Raw genomic sequence first — 20,353 nt, 5'->3', positions numbered from 1 at the left:
CAACGTGCTTATAACCCATTGAAGATGAAAGGGGTTTGCGGAATACTGGGTTACTGATAGGTTAATTGGAGAAATCCTGGCGAAACCAGGGCCGAACCGTGAAAGCGTCAGCGAATGTCCGAGGCCCCCGACAGCAGCACTGAACCGCGTCCCGTGCGCCTGCGCGAGGCGCTGCATCAGGCCCGGATCGAGGCCGCAGACCGAACCGGCGTGGTGGTCGATCTGCGCGATGCGGAAGTGGCGCGGCTCGAGATTCTCAACGACGCGCTCGATCCGCTGTTCAACGAGATTCCGAGTCAGCTCGATCTGTTCGATCGCGCCATCAGCCAAGGCGAGACCCCGCGATTGTGGATCGACGTCGTCGCCCATGTCGTGATGGGGCGCGACAAGCGGCAATATCGCTTCGTGCAGGACACGCGCAACGGTCGCATCGTGCTCGCCGAATCGCATGACCTCGGAACCATCGTGAAGGCGGTCACCGACTACGTCGCCCGCCGCATGGTGGAGCGCGAGCGCGCCTTCGGCGTGGCGCGCGCACAGGCGGCGGTGCGCAGCGAGCCGCCGCGGCGCGGGCGATTCTGGCCGTTCGTGCTCGGCTTCGTGCTCGGCGCGCTCACGCTGTTCGGCGCCGCGTTCTATGCGAGCCTGCAGCAGGTCTGAGGCGCGACCTGCGCCTCAGATCAGGCGGATCTGGCGGATCTCGCGTACGCGCAGCGCCTCGTTGACGCCGCGCACGGTCATGTCGCAACGCCAGTGATTGCCGTCGCGGGCCACGGCGAAGATGTTGTAGGCGGCGGCGGGGGTGTGGCCGTGCGCGAGCGACGAGGCCGAGGGCACGCCGACGATCGGAATCTTGCGCTCCGGGCCGTCGATCCAGATGGTCGAATGGACGTGGTCGTGACCGTGCAGGACCAGCTCGACACCATGGCGGGCGAGCAGGGCGATCAGAGCCTTCCCGTCGGTGAGCCGCTTCATCCGGTTGGCCGAGCGCAGCGGATGATGCACCAGCAGGACACGAAACAGCGGCTCGTGCGCGATCGATTCGAGCAGCTGCGCCAGCGCTGCGAGCTGGGCGCTGCCGAGCCGGCCGGTCGCCAGGAACGGTGCCGAGGGCACCGCGGAGGACAGGCTGATCAGCGCCAGCGGCCCGCGCCGGCGCAGCGAGGGAAACGTGGCGGGCCCCGCGGCGTCGCCGCCGAAATAGTCGGCAAAGCTCTCGGCAAAGCGCAGCCGGGTCGAGCGCACATAGGCATCGTGATTGCCGGGGATCGCCGTGACCTTGTCCGGCGGACCGACCGTCCGGAGCCAGGCCTGCGCGAGCGGGAATTCGGATTCCAGGGCGAAATTGACGAGATCGCCGGTGACCGCGATCTGGTCCGGCATCTGCGTATGCAGATCGGAGACGAGCAGGTCGAGGATGTCGCTGCGGTGATATTTGTAGCGGTTGCGCGTCCAGTTCAGATAGCCCAGCGCCCGCTTGCCGGCGAGCTCGGACAATCGCGGCCGCGACTGCGGGGCGAGATGCGGGTCGGACAGATGGGCGAGCGTGAAGGCGGCCATCAGGCCCCTCGGTGCCGATGGCGGATGCAGGCGCGCCCTGATGTCATCTCATGCTATCCCTCGTGGTGCCCGGCTCTCATGGCAAGCCGGGCCGCGAAGCGCAAGACCAACCGGGACGACCAATTGATGACGACATATCTCAGCGGGCTCAGGATCCGGTTCGAGCCCGTGTTGAGGCGGGGATTCCACCTCTACTGGCGGTTCGCCCGCGGCATGACGCTCGGCGTTCGCGGCGTGGTGCTGGATGCCGAGAACCGCGTGTTCCTGGTCCGGCATGGCTACGTCTCGGGCTGGCACCTGCCGGGCGGCGGCGTCGAGGTCGGCGAGACCTTCATGGAGGCGCTGACGCGGGAGCTGTTCGAGGAGGGGCGGATCCGGCTTTCCGGCGAGCCGGAGCTGCACGGCATCTTCCTCAACAGCCACGTCTCGCCGCGCGACCACGTCGCCGTCTTCGTTATCAAAAGGTTCACGCAGGACCGGCCGCCGGAGCCGAACCACGAGATCGCCGAGACCGGATTCTTCGCGCTGGACGCGCTGCCGGAGGGAACCACCCTCGGCACGCTGTCCCGCCTGCGCGAGGTGCTGGATGGCGTTAAGGTCATTCCCACTTGGCGCCCGGAGCCGCGCGTCGAGGCCGGCGCATTATGAAATTCTGCACCGAATGCAGGCAGTCTCCCGGCGGTGGGAGAGGGGTCCATGAGTTCACCATCCATGCGCATCGCCGTGCTGGTGCCCTGCTATAACGAGGAGGCGGCGGTCGCGGCCGTCGTCAGGGATTTCAAGCAGGCGCTGCCGACGGCTGTCGTCTATGTCTACGACAACAACTCGAAGGACCGCACGGTCGAGGTCGCGCGCGCGGCTGGCGCCGAGGTGCGCAGCGAGCGGCGGCAGGGCAAGGGCCATGTCGTCCGGCGGATGTTCGCCGATATCGATGCCGACATCTACGTGCTGGTCGACGGCGATGCCACCTATGATGCGCCGAGCGCACCCGGCATGATCGAGCGTCTCGTCAGCGAGCGCCTCGACATGGTCGTCGGCCTTCGCGTCGACCAGGAGCAGGCCGCCTACCGCATGGGCCATCGCACCGGCAACTGGATGCTGACGAGCTTCCTCGCCGAGGTGTTCGGCCAGGCCTTCAAGGACATCCTGTCCGGTTACCGCGTGTTCTCGCGCCGCTTCGTCAAATCCTTCCCCGTCCTCTCCGACGGCTTCGAAATCGAGACCGAGCTCACGGTGCATGCGCTGGAGCTGGCGCTGCCCGTGGCCGAGATCGCGACGCCGTACTACGCGCGGCCGGAGGGCTCGGTCTCGAAGCTCAACACCTGGCGCGACGGCTTCCGCATCCTCGGCACGATCCTGAAGCTGTACCGTTCGGAGAAGCCGCTGCGCTTCTTCACCGCGATCGGCATCTTCCTCGCGCTGGTCTCGATCGGCTTCGCGATTCCGATTCTCGTCACCTACATCGAGACCGGGCTGGTGCCGCGGCTGCCGACCGCGGTGCTGTCGATGGGCCTGATGATCATGGCGCTGCTGTCGGCCTCCTCGGGCCTCGTGCTGGATACCGTCACCAGAGGGCGCCGCGAGATGAAGCTGCTGGCCTATCTGTCGCAATCCCCCGTCGGAGGCTGATGCTGGAATCGAGCGGTTGCCATGGCGGGACCGAAGCTTGTGTCCGACGGCCGTTCCGGCCATGGTTCGGGCCCATCGACGTCCTGCAACGAGAACATCGCCTCCCATGCCCATCCTGAACAGCATCGCCGCGCTCACCGACGACATGGCGGCCTGGCGCCACGATTTTCATGAACACCCTGAGCTGATGTACGAGGTGCACCGCACCGCCGGCATCGTCGCCGAGCGGCTGCGTGAATTCGGCTGTGATGAGGTGGTGACCGGCATCGGGCGCACCGGCGTGGTCGGCGTCATCCGCGGCCGCAAGAGCGGTTCGGGACGCATCATCGGCCTGCGCGCCGACATGGACGCGCTGCCGATCGAGGAGGCCTCGGGCGTGGCCTATGCCTCGAAGACGCCGGGCCTGATGCATGCCTGCGGCCATGACGGCCATACCGCGATGCTGCTCGGCGCCGCCAAGCATCTCGCCGACACCCGCAATTTCGACGGCACCGCGATTCTGATCTTCCAGCCCGCCGAGGAAGGCGGTGCCGGCGGCAAGGCGATGGTCGACGATGGCCTGATGACCCGCTGGGGCATCCAGGAGGTCTACGGCCTGCACAATGCGCCCGGCGTGCCCGAGGGCATGTTCGCGCTGCGGCCGGGCCCGATGCTGGCCTCGTCGGATCAGCTCGAGATCACCGTGCACGGCAAGGGCGGCCATGCCGGCGCCGGGGTTCACAAGGCGGTCGACAGCGTGCTGATCGCCGCCCACATCATCACCGCGCTGCAGTCGATCGTGTCGCGCAATGTCGATCCGGTCAAATCGGCCGTCATCTCGATCTGCATGGTCGAGGCCGGCAAGGCGATGAACGTCATTCCCGAAACGGTCGAGCTCAAGGGCACGGTGCGCACGCTCGATCCCGAGGTGCAGGACCTGGTCGAGCGCCGCATCGCCGAGGTCGCCGATGGCATCGCCCGCACCTATGGCGGCGCGGCGACGACCAAGTACACGCGGCTCTATCCGATCACGATGAACCACGCACGCGAGACCGTGATCGCCGCCGACGTTGCGCGCGACGTGGTTGGTGCGGAGCGCGTCGTCGACAACGCGCCGCCGCTGATGGGCGCCGAGGATTTCGCCTTCATGCTGCAGGCCCGACCCGGCGCCTTCGTGTTCCTCGGCATGGGCGACGGCAATGACTGTCACCATCCGGCCTATCGCTTCAACGACAACATCCTCGGCCACGGCGCCTCCTATTGGGTGCGGCTGGTCGAGAAGACGATGCCGGCAGAGTGATGCTCGATTCGTGGCGTCAGCTGCGGGCCATCGCCTGCAACGAGAGCTGGCGCCACTGCCGCGGGCTGCACCCGCTCCAGCGCGAAAAGGCGCGGGAGAAGGCCGAGGCCTCGGAATAGCCCAGCAGAAGGGCGACATCGCCGAGCGGCAGATGCGCCTGGCGCAGATAGTGCCGCGCGAGATCGAGGCGCGTCGCCTCGACCAGATCGGAGAAGGTGGCGCCGAACTCGGCGAGGCGCCGCTGCAGCGTCCAGGGCGTCGTCGACAGCGCCTCGGCGACCTCCTCGAGATGCAACGGCCCGGCCGACAGCCGCCGCCTGATCTCGCCGCGGACGAGATCCAGGAACGCCGGCGTGCCGCAGGAGCCGGCGACGCCGGCCAGATCCGTCGTCAGCCGCTGCAGGCGTGACAGATTGGCTCCGGGCATCGCGCGGTCCAGGCCGCGCGCGCGAAACACCAGCGCATTGGTGCCTTGCGACCAGCCGATATCGGCATCGAACACGGCCTCATGATCGCGCCAAGCGGCGGGCCGGGCATGCTCGAACAGCACCATGTCGGGTGCCCAGCCGGACGGCAGGCAGGCGCGGAAGACGTTTGCGAACATGCCCATGGTCAATTCGGCATCCTGCCGGCGATCGACGATCGAGCCGTCGAGGATGCGATATTCGAGCCGGAGAAAGCCGTCTTGGCGCGTGAGGCGGGTCTCGGTCGCCTGCTGATGCCAGGGAAACCACAGCGCGAGATGCTCAATGGCCGAGCCGAGGGTCGGGGCCGCGAGCGCGATCTCGCCGATCAGGCCGAGCATCTGCGGCTGGTAGCGCTGGCCGAACCACAGGCCGAAATTGTCGTTGCCGGTCTCCTGCGCGGCGTCCTCCATCATCGCCACGTAGTCGGCGAGGTCGAGTGCGCGGCGGGTCTGGCCGAGACATTCAGCGTCGATGCCGACCCGCTCGAACACCGCTTCCGGACGGCCTCCGGTCCGGGCGATGAAATCAGCGACACCGGTCGCGGCAGAGGCCAGAATGTTCCGGCTCCGATCCCGCGGATGCTCGCTTTCGGCTGCAAGAGGCTGTGCCATGAAATCCTCGCCTTTGAGGACGTACGCCGTCGGTGGACACCTCGTAGTTATGCAAGTCACGTGCCTGCGGAAGCGGGCCTTGGACGAAGCCCTCCACGCACAGACATGCGCGGAGGGCTATGGGCTTCGATCGAGGACCTTGCGAGCGGGCCGGGTCAGTCGGCCATGGCGCGGGCCTCGGTCAGGGCGATGTCGAGCAGATTGTCATTCGTCGCATTGCTGCGCCTGCCGGCCGTCAGACGATAGAGCAACAGACCGGCGGCGAACAGCACTACGAAGGCGGCGAACACCTGCAGGTTGAACCAAATCATCGTGAGCAGCGACAGCGTCGCACACACCAGAGCCACCGCCGGGAGCACCGGATAGAGCGGCGCCTTGAACGGCCGGACAAGATTGGGCTCGGTGGCGCGCAGGCGGAACAGGGCGGCCATGCTCATGATGTACATCACGAGCGCGCCGAACACGCTCATGGTGACGATGTTCGCGGTCAGCGTCTGCCCGGCGAACTGGATCAGTTCGTCGGAATAGATCGCGGCGATGCCGACCACGCCGCCGGCGAGAATGGCCCAATGCGGCGTGCGGCAGGTCGGATGCAGCGTGGCGAGCTTGGCCGGCAGGAAGCCGGCGCGCGACAGCGCGAAGATCTGCCGCGAGTAGCCCATGATGATGCCGTGGAACGAGGCGATCAGGCCGAACAGGCCGATCCACACCAGCATGTGCAGCCAGCCCGAATTCTCACCGACGACGATCTTCATCGCCTGCGGCAAGGGATCGTTGATGTTGGCGAGCTTCGACCAGTCGCCGACGCCGCCGGCCATGATCATGGTGCCGAAGGCGAGCACGACGAGCGTGAGGATGCCGGCGATGTAGGCGAGCGGAATGGTCTTGGTCGGATTCTTGGTCTCCTCCGCGGCCATGGCCGCGCCCTCGATTGCCAGGAAGAACCAGATCGCAAAGGGTATGGCCGCGATGATGCCGCCGAGGCTCGTCAGCGAGAATGAGTTTTCGCCAGCCCAGCCATTGGCGGCGAAATTGGCGAAGGAGAAGCCCGGTGACACCACGCCCATGAACACCAGCAGCTCGGCGATCGCCAGGATCGTGACGAACAGCTCGAACGTCGCGGCGATCGAGACGCCGGCGATATTCAGCGCCATGAACACGATATAGGCGCCGAGCGCGGCCGTCTTCGGTGACAGCCCCGGAAACTGGACGTTGAGATAGGCGCCGATCGCCAGCGCAATGGCGGGCGGGGCGAACACGAACTCGATCAGCGTCGCGAAGCCGGCGACGAAGCCGCCGAGCGGCCCGAAGGCGCGATAGGAGTAGGCGAACGGCCCTCCGGCATGCGGGATCGCGGTGGTGAGCTCAGTGAAGGAGAAGATGAAGGTCGTGTACATCACCGCGATGAAGATCGTGGTGACGAGGAAGCCGAGCGTGCCGGCCTTGTCCCAGCCATAGCTCCAGCCGAAATACTCGCCGGAGATCACCAGCCCGACCGCAATGCCCCAGAGATGGAGTCCGGTCAGGCTCTTCGAAAGCGTCGGTTTGGTCTCGTCACTCATGTCGATGCGCTCCTGTCGTGTTGTGATGGATGATCTGTGGTGTGGGCGTTGTCGTCTCGATCGCGGCGTTCGGCGCCGCCTCCTTGAGGCCGATGCCGGTCACGCCGATCCGCAGTGCTTCGCGCACCAGCCAGGCGAGCTTGTCGGCGGCGCGGTCGGCTGACAGGCCGTGGCCGTGGATGTTGGAGATGCAGTTGCGCGCGCTGTCGCGTAGGCCCGGTGCCGGATGGAGTGTCAGGTAGACGCCGAGCGAGTCGGCCGCCGAAAGTCCAGGGCGCTCGCCGACGAGGACGGCGACGAGGCAGGCCCGCATCGCGGTGCCGACATCGTCGCCCAGCGCCACGCGCGCCTGCGACGCCAGCACGACGGGACCGATGGTGAGCCCGGCAAGACGCGCCTCGGTCGCGATCACGACGTCGGCGGCATGGTTTTCGACCGCATCGGCCGACAACCCGTCGGCAATGATAAAGACGAGGTCGAACGGACCAGATGGCAGCGTCGATGCTTCGCAGGCGGCAAGGCGGCGTCCGAGGTCGGGCCGGCGCAGATAGCTCGCGCGGTCCGGCGCTGCGCTCGCGACCTTGATCACTTCGCGTGGCGCGAGCGCCTCGGCAATGCCGTCGAAATTGACCTTGCCCCACACGGCATCGCGCGCGAGCGCATGCGCCATCTGAAATTCCAGCTTGGCCTGCGTCGGCAGTCCATCGCCGGAGCGGCCGAGCGCGACGCGGGCGCGCGTCATCCGGCGCAGCATGTCGAACGCATCGTCTCTCATGCCCGCGCTCCCTGGCCTATGAGCCGGGCCACGGCCGGCGCGTGGCCCGGCAGCGGTGGCACGCGGCCGCTGTCGTCGAGCAGGCCCATCCGCGCCAGCCACGCCTCGAACTCCGGCGCGGGGCGGCGGCCGAGCAGATGACGCAGCCGCATCACGTCGTGATGCGACAGGCTTTGATAGTTGAGCATGATGTCGTCGGCGCCGGGCACCGCGATCAGGAAGTTGACGTTGGCGGCTGCCAGCAGCAGCGCCAGATCGTCCATGTCGTCCTGATCGGCCTCGGCGTGGTTGGTGTAGCAGACGTCGCAGCCCATGGGCACGCCGAGCAGTTTTGCGCAGAAATGATCCTCGAGCCCGGCGCGGATGATCTCCTTCGCGTCGTAGAGATATTCCGGGCCGATGAAGCCGACGACGGTGTTGACCAGCAGCGGCGAGAAGGCGCGTGCGACCGCGTAGGCGCGGGCCTCGACCGTCTGCTGGTCGAGGCCGTGATGGGCGTCGGCCGACAGCGCCGCGCCCTGGCCGGTCTCGAAATACATCACGTTGCTGCCGATCGTGCCGCGCTTCAGCGACAGCGCCGCCTCCTGCGCCTCGGCCAGCAGCGCGAGCGTGACGCCGAAGCCGGCATTGGCGGCCTCGGTGCCGGCGATCGACTGGAACACGAGGTCGAGCGGCGCGCCTTGTTCAATGGCCTGGATCGAGGTCGTGACGTGGCTGAGCACGCAGGACTGCGTTGGCACCTCGAATTTCAGCCGGAGCTCGTCCAGCATCGTCAGCAGACGGATGCAGGCCTCGACATTGTCGGTCGCGGGGTTGATGCCGATCACGGCATCGCCCATCCCGAACAGCAGGCCATCGAGCGTGCCGGCAGCGATCGCCATGGGATCGTCGGTTGGATCATTGGGCTGCAGCCGCGAGGATAATCGCCCGGGCAGGCCAATGGTGGAGCGGAAGCGCGTCACCACCTTGCACTTCGCGGCGATGGCGATGAGGTCGCCATTGCCGCAGAGTTTCGAGACCGCGGCGACCATTTCCGGCGTCAGGCCGGGCGCGAGCGCGGCCAGCCGTTCGGCATCGGCCTCCCAGGACATCAGCCATTCGCGCAGCTCGCCGACCGTCAGCGCGGCGACCGGCGCGAATGCGGCGGCATTGTGGCTGTCGAGGATGAGGCGCGTGACCTCGTCGCTCTCATAGGGAATCAATGGCTCATCGAGAAATCGCCGCAACGGGACCTCGGCCAGCGCCATCCGCGCCGCCACCCGCCGTGCCGCGCTGTCGGCTGCGACACCCGCCAGCTCGTCGCCGGACCGGCGCGGCGACGCGCAGGCCAGCAGCGTCTTGAGATCATCGAATACATGCGTTTCGCCGCGATGGCGCGACCGGAAACCACCCGTCATCTTCGACCTGCCGCTCGTGCTGTGTCAGAGCGGTCCCTGTGGCCGCGATGGCGGCCGCAACGCTCATGACTGGGCGCAGGTTAAGCGATGCCGCGAGGTGAAACTTGACATCTCAGCACAATCTTAGGTCATGTCGTGCGAATGCTCAGAAATTCGGCAGATGCCCCTGTAGCAGGGCAAATGCTGCAAAACCGGCGACGTCCCGCCATGGACCGCGCCGCGTCGGGATGCTATCTCGCCACCCCACATGAGTGACCTCTCCATCACGATATCAGCCGAGAAGCCGGGCGATGCGCAGGCGATCGAGCGGCTGCATGAGCGCACCTTCGGCCCCGGCCGCTTCGTGCTGAGCGCCTATCGGCTGCGCGAGCATGTCGACCATCTGCTCGAACTGTCGTTCACGGCCCATATCGGCACCTTGCTGGTCGGCTCGGTTCGGCAGCTGCCGATCTGCGTCGGCGACACCAAGGCGCTGATGCTGGGGCCGCTGACCGTCGAGCCACCGTTCCGCAAGCATGGCATCGGCCGCATGCTGATGGAGCGTTCGATCACTGACGCGCGGACCCAGGGCCACCGCCTGATCCTGCTGGTCGGCGATGCCGCCTATTACACGCGCGCCGGCTTCAAGGCCGTGCCGAAGGGCCGGGCGACGATGCCGGGCCCGGTCGACTACAACCGGCTGCTGGTGAACGAACTGGTCGAGGGCGCGTTCGACGGCGTCGAGGGGGCGATCCGTCCGGACTGGGACTACGCAAAATAATCTCGGTCTCTCCGTCATTGCGAGCGAAGCGAAGCAATCCAGAGTCCCGCCCACGATTCTGGATTGCTTCGTCGCTCCGCTCCTCGCAATGACGCGGGGGGGCAGGCTGCCCCCCCTCCGCCGCGGTTGATCAAAACTTCAGGTTCGCAAAGATCCGGACGCCGATGCCGGGCAGCAGCACCTCGTCCTTGGTGTAGGACACGGAGTTGCGAATCTTCTCGTTCAACAGATTGTTGCCGACGAGGCCGACCAGCATCTCGCGGGCGCCGAACATGTTCGGGTTGAGCTTGGTGCGGTAGCTGACCTCCGCCTTCAGCAGATTGTAGCCTGGCGTCGGCGTCTCCGCGATCTGCGCCACGTCGTTCTGCGCGAAGGCGTGCAGCAGGTTGATTCGGGTCAGCCAGTTGGCGTCACGCCAGAAAAGGCCGCCGCCGACGCGCATCGGCGGAATGCGCGGCACGTTGGTGCCGTCCGGGAAGGTGGCGCGGACCACGTCGAACTGATTCTCGATGCCCCAGATGCCGCTGCCGAGCTGGGCGACATCGTACTGGCTCTGGAACTCGAAGCCGCGGAACAGCGCGTTGCGCTGCGAGTAGACCGCCTGGTTCAGCGCGGTGCCCGTGGTGCCGCAGGACGCGAAATCGTCGTCGCACATCACGCCGGTCAGCCTCCGATAGATGAAGTTGCTGAACTGCGTGTAGTAGGCGGTGGCCTCGAAGCGGAACGGGCCGGTGGCCTTGCGCAGGCCGGCCTCGACGGTCTTGGCGGTCTCGAGTCCGAGGTTCGGATTGCCGATGTCGAAGGTCGCGGTCGCATCATGGCCGCCGCGCGAGAACAGCTCGGCTGCCTTGGGCGCGCGCTCGACATATTGCGCGGTCACGCTCGCCACGAGATCGCCGGGCAGGTTCTGCAACAGGCCGACGCTGGCGCTCTTCGGCGTGTACGACGGATTGCGGGCGATGTTGGTCTGCGGCGTGCCGTCCGGCAGATAGTCGACCGGGAAGTTCGGCGTCGAGCCGTTCAGCGCGACATGCTCGATGCGGCCGGCGATCTGCGCCTTGGTCGAGGGCGAGAAGGCGAGCTCGTTGAAGACGTAGCCGGCAACGCGGTTGTTGGTGTTGGGGCCGAACAGGCCGTTGAACACCGAGCCGGGATTGTCGGGACTCGGCGCATTGAGCTCCTGGTGGCCGGCCTGCACGCCATAGGCGGTCGTCAGCGTGGCGAAGCGCAGATTGACGGGCATCATCTGCATTTCGACGCGCGCTTCCTGCTCGCGGTTGGTGAAGGTCTGGCGCACGCCGTCCGTGGTCGGGTCGGTGACGTCGGCGAGGCCGATCTCGTTGTGCCGATAGTCGGTCGCGCCGGCCCAGAACCTGATCGCGTCGATCGCCGCAGAGTCCGGGCGGTACTCGCCCTTGGCGGTGATCTTGGTCTGGTGTGCATCGATCCGGGTCCGGCTGTCGGCGCCGTCAATGCCCGGAATGTGGTAGAGCGCGTCCGTCTGCGTGATCGCCGCGCCGATGAAGCCGCCCGAGAAGAAGTAGCTGCCGCCGAGCGAGACGCCGTCATTCTGCACGGCCGAGTTCGGCTGCCGGCCGTTCACCGGGCGGCTCTGATCGAACAGATAGGGATAGCCGGGAATGGAGTAGTCGCCGGTCTTGCGGCCGTAGGCATCGGCGTGGACAGCAAAATTGCCGCCGCCGGCATCGAGCAGCACGCCGCCTTCGACGCCGCGATCGACGGAGCTGAACGAGGTGCGCGTCTCCGCGGTGACGCAAGGCGCGCCGCCGGCGGAAGGCGTGCTCGCCGGCAGGCCATAGGTCTGGAACGGCGCGGTCGAGCAGGTCGGAAGCGCCTGCGGGATGCGGTTGTTGGTGGCGCTGACGACGCCGCCGATCGAGGTCGAGCCGTAGCGCAGCGCCGCCGGGCCGCGGACGACCTCGATCTGGTCGCTGGTGAGCGGATCGATCGGCACGAAATGATCCTCGCCGAGATCGGAGGCGCCGCCGCCGCCGAGTCCGTTCTCGACGATGCCGACGCGATTGACGTCGAGGCCGCGGATGATCGGCCGGCTCGACGCGCCCGGCGCGAAGCTCGATCCGGTGATGCCGGGCTTCGAATTGAGCAGGTCGCCGAGCGTCGCGGCGCCGGAGCGGCGAAGCTCCTCGTTCGGCACCACGGTGACGGTGGCGAACTGATCGGTGACGACGGGCAGCACGCCTTGCTGCGGCGGAGGCGGGGCCGTTTGGGCCTCACGCGCGGGAGCCGGCGCTGGCGCGCGTGCACCGCTTCGTGCCACGCGGGCGGCGGGATTGGGCCGCGGTACGACCGGCTTGCGCGCCCGGATCGGGCTCGGCGCTGTCACATTGACCTCGGGCAGCTCGGCCGCCGGTTTCGGATCATCGGCGCGCGCGGGCGCGCCCAAAACGCACAACAAGGCTGCGGCGCTGCAGCCCGACATCAAAGCTCTCGGCAACATGATTGAAGTCCTGATCCTGATCAGGCGTCCCACGTCCCTTGGCGCTGGTGGGATGCGCCTGCCGTCGTCGTGCGACGGATCCATTCCTGAACGCTGCCGCTGCGCGCGTCGGCGCAGCGGTCGCAGCATCTCGAGCGGCTCGGATCAGGCGAGGGGAGGGGCGCGCGGCTGGAACGCCGTGCTGACAGCAACAGCCGCGGCGGTGGCGGCGATCGCATCGGGTAGACGAAATGCAACCGCGTCGGGAACGGTGAGAACCGGCGCGGGCGACAGCAGGATCGATTGCGCCATCGCCATGACGGCACAGATGGCGCAGCCATCCGCGGCGGGCTGCTGGTCGGAATCCTGGCTTGCAGGAAGGGAGCCAGTGTGGGCCTGTGCAGTCGTGAAAAGACCGCCATCAGCAGCTTGTCCGGCCAGCCAATGAACGTGACCGAAGGCGAGCGCGAACTGCAGCAGCAGCGCGAACAGCGCCAGCCGCGAGCCATCCTTGATGTTCGCGCGAAACCAGCTCATGGCCAGCTCTGGCTCATGTCGATCGGCCACCCCATTCGGCTGAGAGGCTCAGCCTTTGTTACAATGTAACATCGCCGGGGTGGTGCGGAGCTGTCAATCAGCACGCTGCGATGCTGCACGGAATCAGAGCCGTTGTGCCCTTCGTGCCACGCCCTGCGCGCATCGGCGCCGGCGTGGCATCTTGTGTCAGCGTCCCTCGCGCACCCAGGTCGCCGCGAGCGCACCGAGCAGCAGCAGCAGGCCGATGACGCCGGCGAACATCGGCAGCACGCCGACGCCCTTCACCACGCTGGCGTCGCGCATCCGCACGCCCATCCAGCCGTCGCCGCTGAACAGCGTTGACGACTTCACCGGGACGATGCGCGGCATGTCGAGGCTCGAGCCGTCGGCGATGCGGCGGGCGTCGCCGCCGGTCGCCTGGGCCAGCGGCTTCAGTGTCTCGGTGGTCGAGGTGACCTCCGAGAACTCCTTCGGGTTGGTCGGGCCCACATTGATCAGCGCCTTCAAGGTGCCGTCGGTCGCCTGCCACAGGCCGAGCTCGTTGGCGGGCAAGGTCGCGCGCCATTCGCCGGGATCGCCTTGGGCGAGCGTGAGCTCGCGCGTCTGGCCTGACGGCGACGTCACGGTCACCGGCGGGACGGTGTCGCCCATGGTCTGGCGGATGACCGCGAGATCCTTGCCCTGCATCTGCAGCCGCAGCGCCTCTTCGTCGAGGTCGGGCTGCTGCATCAGCCAGTGCGACATACGGCGGAGCAGGTCGAGATGCGGACCGCCGCCTTCATAGCCGCGCGCCCACAGCCAGATGTGGTCGGACAGCAGCAGCGCGACCCGGCCGGCGCCGAAGCGCGACAGCAGCAGCAGCGGCTTGCCGTCGGCGCCGGTCATCACCGGCGGGCTGACCGCATTGCGCGTCTCGACGGTGCGGAAGAAGCGGCTCCAGCGCGGCGGCTCGGTGCCCGAGCCTTCCAGCCCGCGCGTGACCGGATGGCGTTTGCCGGCGTCCGACAGATGCGCATAGAACGGCTTCTCGCTGACGCCGACCGGCTCGGCCGGCAGCACCGAGTCGAGCGGCGTGCGCCAGATGCTGGTGTTCGAAGCGTAGTCCGGCCCGGCCGAGACCAGCACCGCGCCGCCATTCCGGACGTAGCGCGCGATGTTGTCGAAATAGGCGATCGGCAGCACGCCCTGGCGGGCGTAGCGGTCGAAGATGATCAGCTGGAATTCGTTGATCTTCTGCTGGAACAGCTCGCGGGTCGGAAACGCGATCAGCGACAATTCGTTGATCGGTGTGCCGTCCTGCTTCTCCGGCGGCCGCAGGATGGTGAAGTGGACGAGATCGATGCTGGCGTCCGACTTCAGCAGGTTGCGCCAGGTGCGCTCGCCGGAATGCGGCTCGCCCGACACCAAGAGCACGCGCAGCTTGTCGCGGACGCCATCGATCGAGACCACGGCGCGGTTGTTGACGAGGGTCAGCTCGTTGTCGAGCGGCGAGGCATCGATCTCGACGATGTTCTGGCCTTCGTGCTTGACGTCGACGTCGACATTGGCGGCCTGGCCGCTGGTCATGGTGCGCTCGCTGATGACCTCGCCGTCGCGGCGGATCACGACCTTGGCGCTGAGCCCGCTGACGCCCTGGTCATCGAGCCGGAAGCTGATCGTCTGCGGCTGGCCGACGATGCCGAAGCGCGGCGCGGCGGTGATCGCGACGCGGCGGTCGCGCTCGGCCTTCTGCCCGGTGATCAAGGCCTGCAGCGGGGCCTGGAAACCGAGCGCTGCCGCATTGCCGGGAATGTCGTGCACCCGGCCATCGGTGATCAGGAACGCGCCGGCGACGCGGTCGACGGGCACGTCCGACAGCGCCGACGCCAGCGCGCCGAACAGATGGGTGCCGTCGGTCTCGCCATCGGCCTGGCCGGCCTCGACGACGCGGACCTCGAGGCCCTTGATCTTCTTCAAGCCGTCGACCAGCGCATCCTGGGCCGCCTGCGTCTGCCTGGTCCGGTCGCCGAAGTTCTGGCTCGGGCTCTTGTCGACGACGACGGCGGCCACCGACGTCAGAGGCTCGCGGTCCTCGCGGGTGAACTGCGGATTGGCGAGCGCGAGCGCGATCAGGGCCAGCGCCGTGACCCGGATCCAGGCCGAGCGCGAGCGGCCGATCAGGAGCAGGGCGGCGATGACCACGATCGCGCCGATCGCGAGCCACAGCACGATCGTCGGGACCAGAGGCGTGAACGCGATGCCGTAGTTCATGAGGCAAGTCCTCGGGTTTCGTCATGGCCGGGCTTGTCCCGGCCATCCACGTCGAGCCGCGTCAAACGATGCACGTGGATGCCCGGGACAAGCCCGGGCATGATGGCTGTGGTTTTGGCGCGGCGTGCGCGCGCAACTAATTTCACTGCCCAAGCCGTTCGATCAGCGCCGGCGCATGAACCTGGTCGGCCTTGTAGTTGCCGGTGAGCGTGTACATCACGATGTTGACGCCGGCGCGGAACGCGAATTCGCGCTGCCGCTGCTCGACCGGCAGCATGTATTGGCTGTCGGGGCGAAGCGCCCAGGCCCCGGCCAGATCGTTCGAGGTGATGATGATCGGCGAGACGCCGTCGCCGCCGCGCGCCGGGCGTGCGGCGCTGTCCTCATCGTCCTCCTTCGGCAGGGCTTCGACCCAGGTCTGTCCCGAGGTGAAGCGGCCGGGAAAGTCGCGCAGCAAATAGAACGTCTTGGTCAGCACGTGCTCGCGCGGCACCGGCTCGAGCTCGGGCACGTCGAGCGAGGAGAGAATGTCGCGCAGCGACTGCATGCCCGGCGTCTGCTGGCCACCATTCACGCCCGGCACGGCCTCGACCGCGTCGCGGGTGTCGAAGATGACCGTGCCGCCCTGCTTCATGTAGGCGTCGATCTTGTTGATGGCATCCTGCGGCGGCTTGGCTGCGCCCGGCACGATCGGCCAGTAGATCAGGGGAAAGAAAGCGAGTTCGTCGCGCGCCGGATCGATGCCGACGGGATCGCCGGCCTCCAGCGCGGTGCGCTGCGCCAGGAACAGAGTGAGCCCGGTCAGGCCGGCCTTGACGATGGAATCGACGTCGGCATTGCCGGTGACGACATAAGCGAGCCGCGTCTGCGACACCGCGCGCATGGCGAAATCGTCGCTGGCCGCGTCGGCGCGCGCGGTGGAGGGCATCGCGATCGCGAGCAGGACACCGGTCGCGAGCATGGCGATGGCGATCGCCGCGGGCGCCGCGCGGCGCCGACGGATCAGCGAGGCCAGCACGCCGCCGAGCAAGGCGACGATGACCGCATCGATCAGGAACAGCAGCAGCGCGGTCGACAACAAGATGCCCCGGAGATCGCGCGGCTCGGCCGTGGTGTAGCTGGCGCGCTTGGCGCGCAGACCAGTCGTGTCGAGCTGCAGAATGCGATCGGCAGGGTTGAGCGTGTTCACTGCAGTGGGTCCCTCGGCAGGGCCGTAGAAGCCGGGTGGATGATCCAGGGAAGCCCTGTCGGTGAAGTCGGCTGGCAGCGGCTTGGTCGCCGAAGACGGCGGTCCGAAGGCGCCGAACCCGTCGAGAATATGCAGCGGTGCCAGGGTCGCCTTGGCGGTGTCGCCGGCCGGACCTGCGCCCGGCGTCGTGGTGTAGCCGGACATGTCGACGACGCGGCGGAGCATCTCGACCATCGCGCCGGACATCGGCAGGTCCGACCAGCGCATGTCGGCGCTGACATGGAACAGCGCGATGATGCCCTTGCCGCGGTGCTCGCCGGTAACGAGCGGCGTGCCGTCCTCCAGCGAGGCCCAGCTCTTGGTCGCCAGCACGGCGTCGGGCTCGGCGAGGACCTGACGGCTGACGGTGACGTCCTTCGGGACGGTGATGCCGGCGAACGGGCCGTCGGCGGCGAAGGCGGCGAGACGCTGCGGCTTTTCCCAGGTCAGGCTGCCGCCGAGGGTGCGGCCGCCGCGGCGCAGCTTCACCGGCACCAGGTCGTCGTCGCCCTGTGCGAGGCGGGGGCCTGCGAAGCGCACCAGCACGCCGCCATTCTCGATCCAGCCGTTGAGGCGGTCGCGCAATTCCGGCGACAGCGTGCCAACGTCGGCCAGCACGATCATCGGCACTTTCTGATCGAGGAACTGGGTGATGATCTGCTGCGGGGCGCCGCGATCGCCGAGCCTGAGATCGGCGAATGGCGACAGCGCACGGGTCAGATAGAAAGTCGGCGCGAGCAGCGGCTGCGCGGTGTCGCTGGTCCCGCCCGAGACGATGCCGACGGCGCGGCGGCGCCAGCGCTTGTCGAGCAATTGCACGGCGCCCGCGGAGCGTTCGCCTGCGATCTCGAGCCGGGTGATGTCGTTGCGCAGCTCGACCGGCAGGTCGAAGCTCGCCTCGGTGTCGCGCGCGCCGCCGGCAAAGCTGAACGGCGCCTCGCCGAGTGGCGAGCCCTTCGCATCGAGCGCGCGCACGATGCCGCCGGGCACCGACAGATCGGCGCGCAGCACCTTCACGGTCATCTTGGCGGCTGCATTCTCGGCGCCGGCCAGCGCCAGCGGCGACGGCGTGCCGCCTTCGAACAATGTCAGGCTGCGATCGCCGATCGTCTTGGCGAGGCCGGTGACGAACTCACTGCCGCGGCCGGGATCGACGCCGTCCGAGAACCACATGATCTCGGCATCGCCGGTGGCCTTGAGAAAGCGATCGAGCTGCGGCAGCGCATCGGCGCGCTCGGTGGTGTAGGCCTTGGGCGCGATCTGGCGCAGCGCGACGCGGGCCGCACCGGCCGGCATCAAGGTGAGATCGCGCGCCGGCTCCGACAGCGGCAGAAGGGCGACGCCGCGCCGATCGGTGTCCGCGTCGGCGATGATCTCGTCCGCTGCCTTGATGCGCGCCTCCCAGCTCGCGGCCGCGCTCCAGCTGTCGTCGAGCAGCAGCACCAGCGGCGCCTTGCTGGCGGCGGCCTCGGTGCGCGGATTCCAGATCGGGCCGGCCGCCGCGAAGATCACCAGCGCGGCTGCGATCAGGCGCAGCAATGTCAGCCACCAGGGCGAGCGGGACGGCGTCTCTTCCTTCGGCGTGATGTCGAACAACAGCCGCGTCGGTGGGAACTCGATGCGCCGCGGCCGCGGCGGCATCACCCGCAACAGCCACCACAGCACCGGCAGGCTGACCAGCCCGGCCAGCAGCAACGGTTCGGCGAACGACAGCGGCAGACCCATCATGCGCCGATCCCTCTCGGGCCAGCGCCCACTTTGACGCCGCCGCGTGCGCCGCCTTTGCTCGTTGTCATGCCGGCATGCAGGAACAGCAACAGCTCGGCGGCCGAGCGGCTGGTGGTGTGCGTCGTGAACAGCCAGTCCAGCTTGCCGGTCTCGGCACGGATCTGGTCGCGGTGCAGGGCTACGCGGGCGACGTAATCCTGCGTCCAGCTCTCGGCGCGGCCGGCGGTGATCACCTCGCCACCTTCGGGCTCAACGAACTCGACGCGGCCGGAATAGGGGAAGGTCTCTTCTGCGGGATCAACGACCTGCACCATCGTGCCGTGCGCGCCCGATGCGGAGAGTCCGGTCAGCATGGTGCTGATCTCTGATATCGGCGACCAGAAATCCGACAACACGACGATTTCGGCGAGCGCCGACGGCACGAAGGAGGGCGGCAGGCTCGGCCTGACAGCTTCGTCATGCAGCATTGCCTGCGCGATGCGATCGATGACATTGCGGCTTCCGGTCGGATTGATCAGGCCGGGAATGCCGACCCGCTCGCCGCCGGCGACCAGCAGCTCGGCCAGAGCGAATGTCACGATCAGCGCGCGTTCGAGCTTGCTGTCCCGCGCACCCTTGGACGCGAACGCCATCGAGGGCGAGCGGTCCGGCCAGATCCAGACGGTGTGCGCAGCCTCCCATTCCTGCTCGCGGACATAGAGATGATCGTCGCGGGCGGAACGGCGCCAGTCGACGCGCTGCGACGGTTCACCGGAGACGAAGCGGCGATATTGCCAGAAGCTTTCGCCGGAACCGGCGCGTCGCCGGCCGTGCAGGCCGTGGATGACGTTGGCGGCGATCTGCCGGGCTTCCAGCACGAGACGCGGCAGCGAGGATGCGAGCGTCCGGCTTTCGCCATCGGCATGCCGGATTGCGAGAATCTCCGTGTCGGCGTGCCCTGATGCTGTGGCCATCAACCAATCCGGCTCTTCAACTGCCGGATCACGTCCGGAATGGTGCGTCCTTCGGCGCGGGCCGGGAAGGTCAGCGCCATGCGGTGCTTCAGCACGGGCTCGGCGAGATCGAGGACGTCGTCGATCGACGGCGCAAGGCGGCCGTCCAGCAGCGCGCGGGCGCGCACGGCGAGCATCAGCGACTGGCTGGCGCGCGGGCCGGGGCCCCAGGCGATCAGCTTGCCGGCGTCGCCGGCCTCGGGGCCGGGACGCGCCGAGCGCACCAGCGACAGGATCGCCTCGACGACGGAATCGCCGACCGGCAGCCGCCGCACCAGCCGCTGGGCGGCGATCAGCGCATCCGCGGTCATCGCGCCTCTGGCGGCGCTCTCCTCGGCGCCCGTGGTCTCGAACAGAATGCGGCGCTCGGCGTCGCGGTCGGGATAGTCGACGTCGATCTCCATCAGGAAGCGATCGAGCTGGGCCTCGGGCAACGGATAGGTTCCCTCCTGCTCGAGCGGGTTCTGGGTGGCCAGCACGTGGAACGGCTTGGGCAGATCGTGCCGCGCGCCTGCAACGGTGATGTGCTGCTCCTGCATGGCTTGCAGCAGCGCCGACTGCGTGCGCGGGCTGGCACGGTTGATCTCGTCGGCCATCAGCAGCTGCGCGAACACCGGACCGGCGATGAAGCGGAACGAACGCTTGCCCACGGTGCTTTCATCCAGCACCTCGGCACCGAGGATGTCCGACGGCATCAGGTCCGGCGTGAACTGGACGCGCTTGGCGTCGAGGCCGAGCGTTATGCCCAGGGTCTCGACCAGCTTGGTCTTGGCGAGGCCGGGCACGCCGATCAGCAGCGCATGACCGCCGGAGAGGATGGTGACGAGGGTGTTTTCCACCACGCGGTCCTGGCCGAAGATGACGCCGGAGATCGCCTCCTTTGCCGCGTGGATCTGGCCCGACACCTGTTCGGCCGATCGGACGATCGCATCCTCGAGCTTCTCGGCACTCTCAGCCATTCCCGTCGCTCCTTCTGCCCCGCATCTGCAACCTGCCGACGGTCGTTCCGCTCCTGCTTATCAGGACACGGATGCCAATCTATGCGAAGGCGCTGTATTCGTTGAGTTAAACTATCCCCATATTATCGGCATTCCGGGGTATTGACGGCATCACGATATGG

Annotated in this window: 16 protein-coding genes; 5 read left to right on the top strand and 11 right to left on the bottom strand. The window is 67.7% G+C overall.

Annotation, left to right across the window (positions count from 1 at the left end; genetic code table 11):
• The first annotated feature begins 114 nt into the window (after nt 1-114).
• A complete protein-coding gene (locus QQL87_RS27140; RefSeq protein WP_284422001.1) occupies nt 115-660 on the top strand; it encodes a hypothetical protein in 546 nt (181 codons plus the stop codon).
• Nucleotides 661-675: 15 nt separating this feature from the next.
• Here QQL87_RS27140 and QQL87_RS27135 read toward each other — a convergent pair whose 3' ends face one another.
• Complete coding sequence (locus QQL87_RS27135) at nt 676-1,560, bottom strand: metallophosphoesterase family protein (protein ID WP_284422000.1); 885 nt, start codon at nt 1,558-1,560, stop codon at nt 676-678.
• Nucleotides 1,561-1,686: 126 nt separating this feature from the next.
• Here QQL87_RS27135 and QQL87_RS27130 point away from each other — a divergent pair, with 126 nt between their 5' ends.
• The 3 genes from QQL87_RS27130 to QQL87_RS27120 all read left to right on the top strand — a co-directional run bounded on the left by QQL87_RS27130 (nt 1,687) and on the right by QQL87_RS27120 (nt 4,468).
• Nucleotides 1,687-2,208: an NUDIX domain-containing protein gene (locus tag QQL87_RS27130; protein WP_284421999.1), complete on the top strand. Its 522-nt coding sequence runs from the start codon at nt 1,687-1,689 to the stop codon at nt 2,206-2,208.
• 48 nt (nt 2,209-2,256) lie between these two features.
• Nucleotides 2,257-3,189, top strand: coding sequence for a glycosyltransferase family 2 protein (locus QQL87_RS27125; RefSeq protein WP_284421997.1), 933 nt, complete (start codon nt 2,257-2,259; stop codon nt 3,187-3,189).
• Between the two features lie 106 nt (nt 3,190-3,295).
• Nucleotides 3,296-4,468 (top strand): M20 aminoacylase family protein, encoded by a 1,173-nt coding sequence (locus QQL87_RS27120; protein ID WP_284421995.1) that lies wholly within the window; start codon nt 3,296-3,298, stop codon nt 4,466-4,468.
• A gap of 16 nt (nt 4,469-4,484) precedes the next feature.
• Here QQL87_RS27120 and qhpR read toward each other — a convergent pair whose 3' ends face one another.
• From qhpR to eutB, 4 genes are all read right to left on the bottom strand, one after another.
• The gene (qhpR, locus tag QQL87_RS27115; RefSeq protein WP_284421994.1) at nt 4,485-5,546 is read right to left on the bottom strand and encodes an AraC-like transcriptional regulator QhpR; all 1,062 of its coding nucleotides are present in this window, start codon (nt 5,544-5,546) and stop codon (nt 4,485-4,487) included.
• Nucleotides 5,547-5,701: 155 nt separating this feature from the next.
• A complete protein-coding gene (gene eat / locus QQL87_RS27110) occupies nt 5,702-7,108 on the bottom strand; it encodes an ethanolamine permease (protein WP_284421993.1) in 1,407 nt (468 codons plus the stop codon).
• On the bottom strand, nt 7,101-7,883 hold the full coding sequence (gene eutC, locus QQL87_RS27105; protein WP_284421992.1) for an ethanolamine ammonia-lyase subunit EutC: 783 nt from the start codon (nt 7,881-7,883) through the stop codon (nt 7,101-7,103). Before eutC ends, eat begins: the two co-directional genes overlap by 8 nt.
• Entirely contained in the window at nt 7,880-9,280 is a 1,401-nt protein-coding gene (eutB, locus tag QQL87_RS27100; RefSeq protein WP_284421991.1) for an ethanolamine ammonia-lyase subunit EutB, read from the bottom strand. Before eutB ends, eutC begins: the two co-directional genes overlap by 4 nt.
• 247 nt (nt 9,281-9,527) lie before the next feature.
• Here eutB and QQL87_RS27095 point away from each other — a divergent pair, with 247 nt between their 5' ends.
• Nucleotides 9,528-10,040 carry a GNAT family N-acetyltransferase gene (locus QQL87_RS27095; RefSeq protein WP_284421990.1) on the top strand — a complete coding sequence of 171 codons (513 nt, stop codon included), beginning with the start codon at nt 9,528-9,530 and terminating at the stop codon, nt 10,038-10,040.
• 130 nt (nt 10,041-10,170) lie between these two features.
• Here QQL87_RS27095 and QQL87_RS27090 read toward each other — a convergent pair whose 3' ends face one another.
• The 6 genes from QQL87_RS27090 to QQL87_RS27065 form a co-directional block, all read right to left on the bottom strand.
• Complete coding sequence (locus tag QQL87_RS27090; RefSeq protein ID WP_284422052.1) at nt 10,171-12,501, bottom strand: TonB-dependent receptor; 2,331 nt, start codon at nt 12,499-12,501, stop codon at nt 10,171-10,173.
• Nucleotides 12,502-12,663: 162 nt separating this feature from the next.
• Nucleotides 12,664-13,035: a DUF2946 family protein gene (locus QQL87_RS27085; RefSeq protein WP_284421989.1), complete on the bottom strand. Its 372-nt coding sequence runs from the start codon at nt 13,033-13,035 to the stop codon at nt 12,664-12,666.
• A gap of 186 nt (nt 13,036-13,221) precedes the next feature.
• Nucleotides 13,222-15,285, bottom strand: a complete 2,064-nt coding sequence (locus tag QQL87_RS27080) for a hypothetical protein (RefSeq protein ID WP_284421988.1) — start codon at nt 15,283-15,285, stop codon at nt 13,222-13,224.
• Nucleotides 15,286-15,427: 142 nt separating this feature from the next.
• Nucleotides 15,428-18,241 (bottom strand): DUF4159 domain-containing protein, encoded by a 2,814-nt coding sequence (locus QQL87_RS27075; protein WP_284421987.1) that lies wholly within the window; start codon nt 18,239-18,241, stop codon nt 15,428-15,430.
• Nucleotides 18,238-19,194: a DUF58 domain-containing protein gene (locus QQL87_RS27070; protein ID WP_284421986.1), complete on the bottom strand. Its 957-nt coding sequence runs from the start codon at nt 19,192-19,194 to the stop codon at nt 18,238-18,240. The genes QQL87_RS27075 and QQL87_RS27070 overlap by 4 nt, the downstream gene beginning before the upstream one ends.
• Nucleotides 19,194-20,192, bottom strand: coding sequence for an AAA family ATPase (locus tag QQL87_RS27065; RefSeq protein ID WP_284421985.1), 999 nt, complete (start codon nt 20,190-20,192; stop codon nt 19,194-19,196). Before QQL87_RS27065 ends, QQL87_RS27070 begins: the two co-directional genes overlap by 1 nt.
• Between the last annotated feature and the right edge of the window lie 161 nt (nt 20,193-20,353).

It is taken from the genome of Bradyrhizobium sp. SSBR45G (genome assembly GCF_030159255.1).
Lineage (GTDB): Bacteria > Pseudomonadota > Alphaproteobacteria > Rhizobiales > Xanthobacteraceae > Bradyrhizobium.
This window is presented reverse-complemented; position numbering and strand designations above follow the sequence as displayed.

Excerpts from the sequence above, each read along its gene's own strand:
- qhpR (WP_284421994.1), bottom strand. The coding sequence starts at position 5,546 with ATGGCACAGCCTCTTGCAGCCGAAAGCGAGCATCCGCGGGATCGGAGC.
- eat (WP_284421993.1), bottom strand. The coding sequence starts at position 7,108 with ATGAGTGACGAGACCAAACCGACGCTTTCGAAGAGCCTGACCGGACTC.
- QQL87_RS27095 (WP_284421990.1), top strand. The coding sequence starts at position 9,528 with ATGAGTGACCTCTCCATCACGATATCAGCCGAGAAGCCGGGCGATGCG.
- eutC (WP_284421992.1), bottom strand. The coding sequence starts at position 7,883 with ATGAGAGACGATGCGTTCGACATGCTGCGCCGGATGACGCGCGCCCGC.
- QQL87_RS27065 (WP_284421985.1), bottom strand. The coding sequence starts at position 20,192 with ATGGCTGAGAGTGCCGAGAAGCTCGAGGATGCGATCGTCCGATCGGCC.
- eutB (WP_284421991.1), bottom strand. The coding sequence starts at position 9,280 with ATGACGGGTGGTTTCCGGTCGCGCCATCGCGGCGAAACGCATGTATTC.
- QQL87_RS27130 (WP_284421999.1), top strand. The coding sequence starts at position 1,687 with ATGACGACATATCTCAGCGGGCTCAGGATCCGGTTCGAGCCCGTGTTG.
- QQL87_RS27090 (WP_284422052.1), bottom strand. The coding sequence starts at position 12,501 with ATGTCGGGCTGCAGCGCCGCAGCCTTGTTGTGCGTTTTGGGCGCGCCC.
- QQL87_RS27125 (WP_284421997.1), top strand. The coding sequence starts at position 2,257 with ATGAGTTCACCATCCATGCGCATCGCCGTGCTGGTGCCCTGCTATAAC.
- QQL87_RS27140 (WP_284422001.1), top strand. The coding sequence starts at position 115 with ATGTCCGAGGCCCCCGACAGCAGCACTGAACCGCGTCCCGTGCGCCTG.
- QQL87_RS27085 (WP_284421989.1), bottom strand. The coding sequence starts at position 13,035 with ATGAGCTGGTTTCGCGCGAACATCAAGGATGGCTCGCGGCTGGCGCTG.
- QQL87_RS27135 (WP_284422000.1), bottom strand. The coding sequence starts at position 1,560 with ATGGCCGCCTTCACGCTCGCCCATCTGTCCGACCCGCATCTCGCCCCG.
- QQL87_RS27075 (WP_284421987.1), bottom strand. The coding sequence starts at position 18,241 with ATGATGGGTCTGCCGCTGTCGTTCGCCGAACCGTTGCTGCTGGCCGGG.
- QQL87_RS27070 (WP_284421986.1), bottom strand. The coding sequence starts at position 19,194 with ATGGCCACAGCATCAGGGCACGCCGACACGGAGATTCTCGCAATCCGG.
- QQL87_RS27120 (WP_284421995.1), top strand. The coding sequence starts at position 3,296 with ATGCCCATCCTGAACAGCATCGCCGCGCTCACCGACGACATGGCGGCC.
- QQL87_RS27080 (WP_284421988.1), bottom strand. The coding sequence starts at position 15,285 with ATGAACTACGGCATCGCGTTCACGCCTCTGGTCCCGACGATCGTGCTG.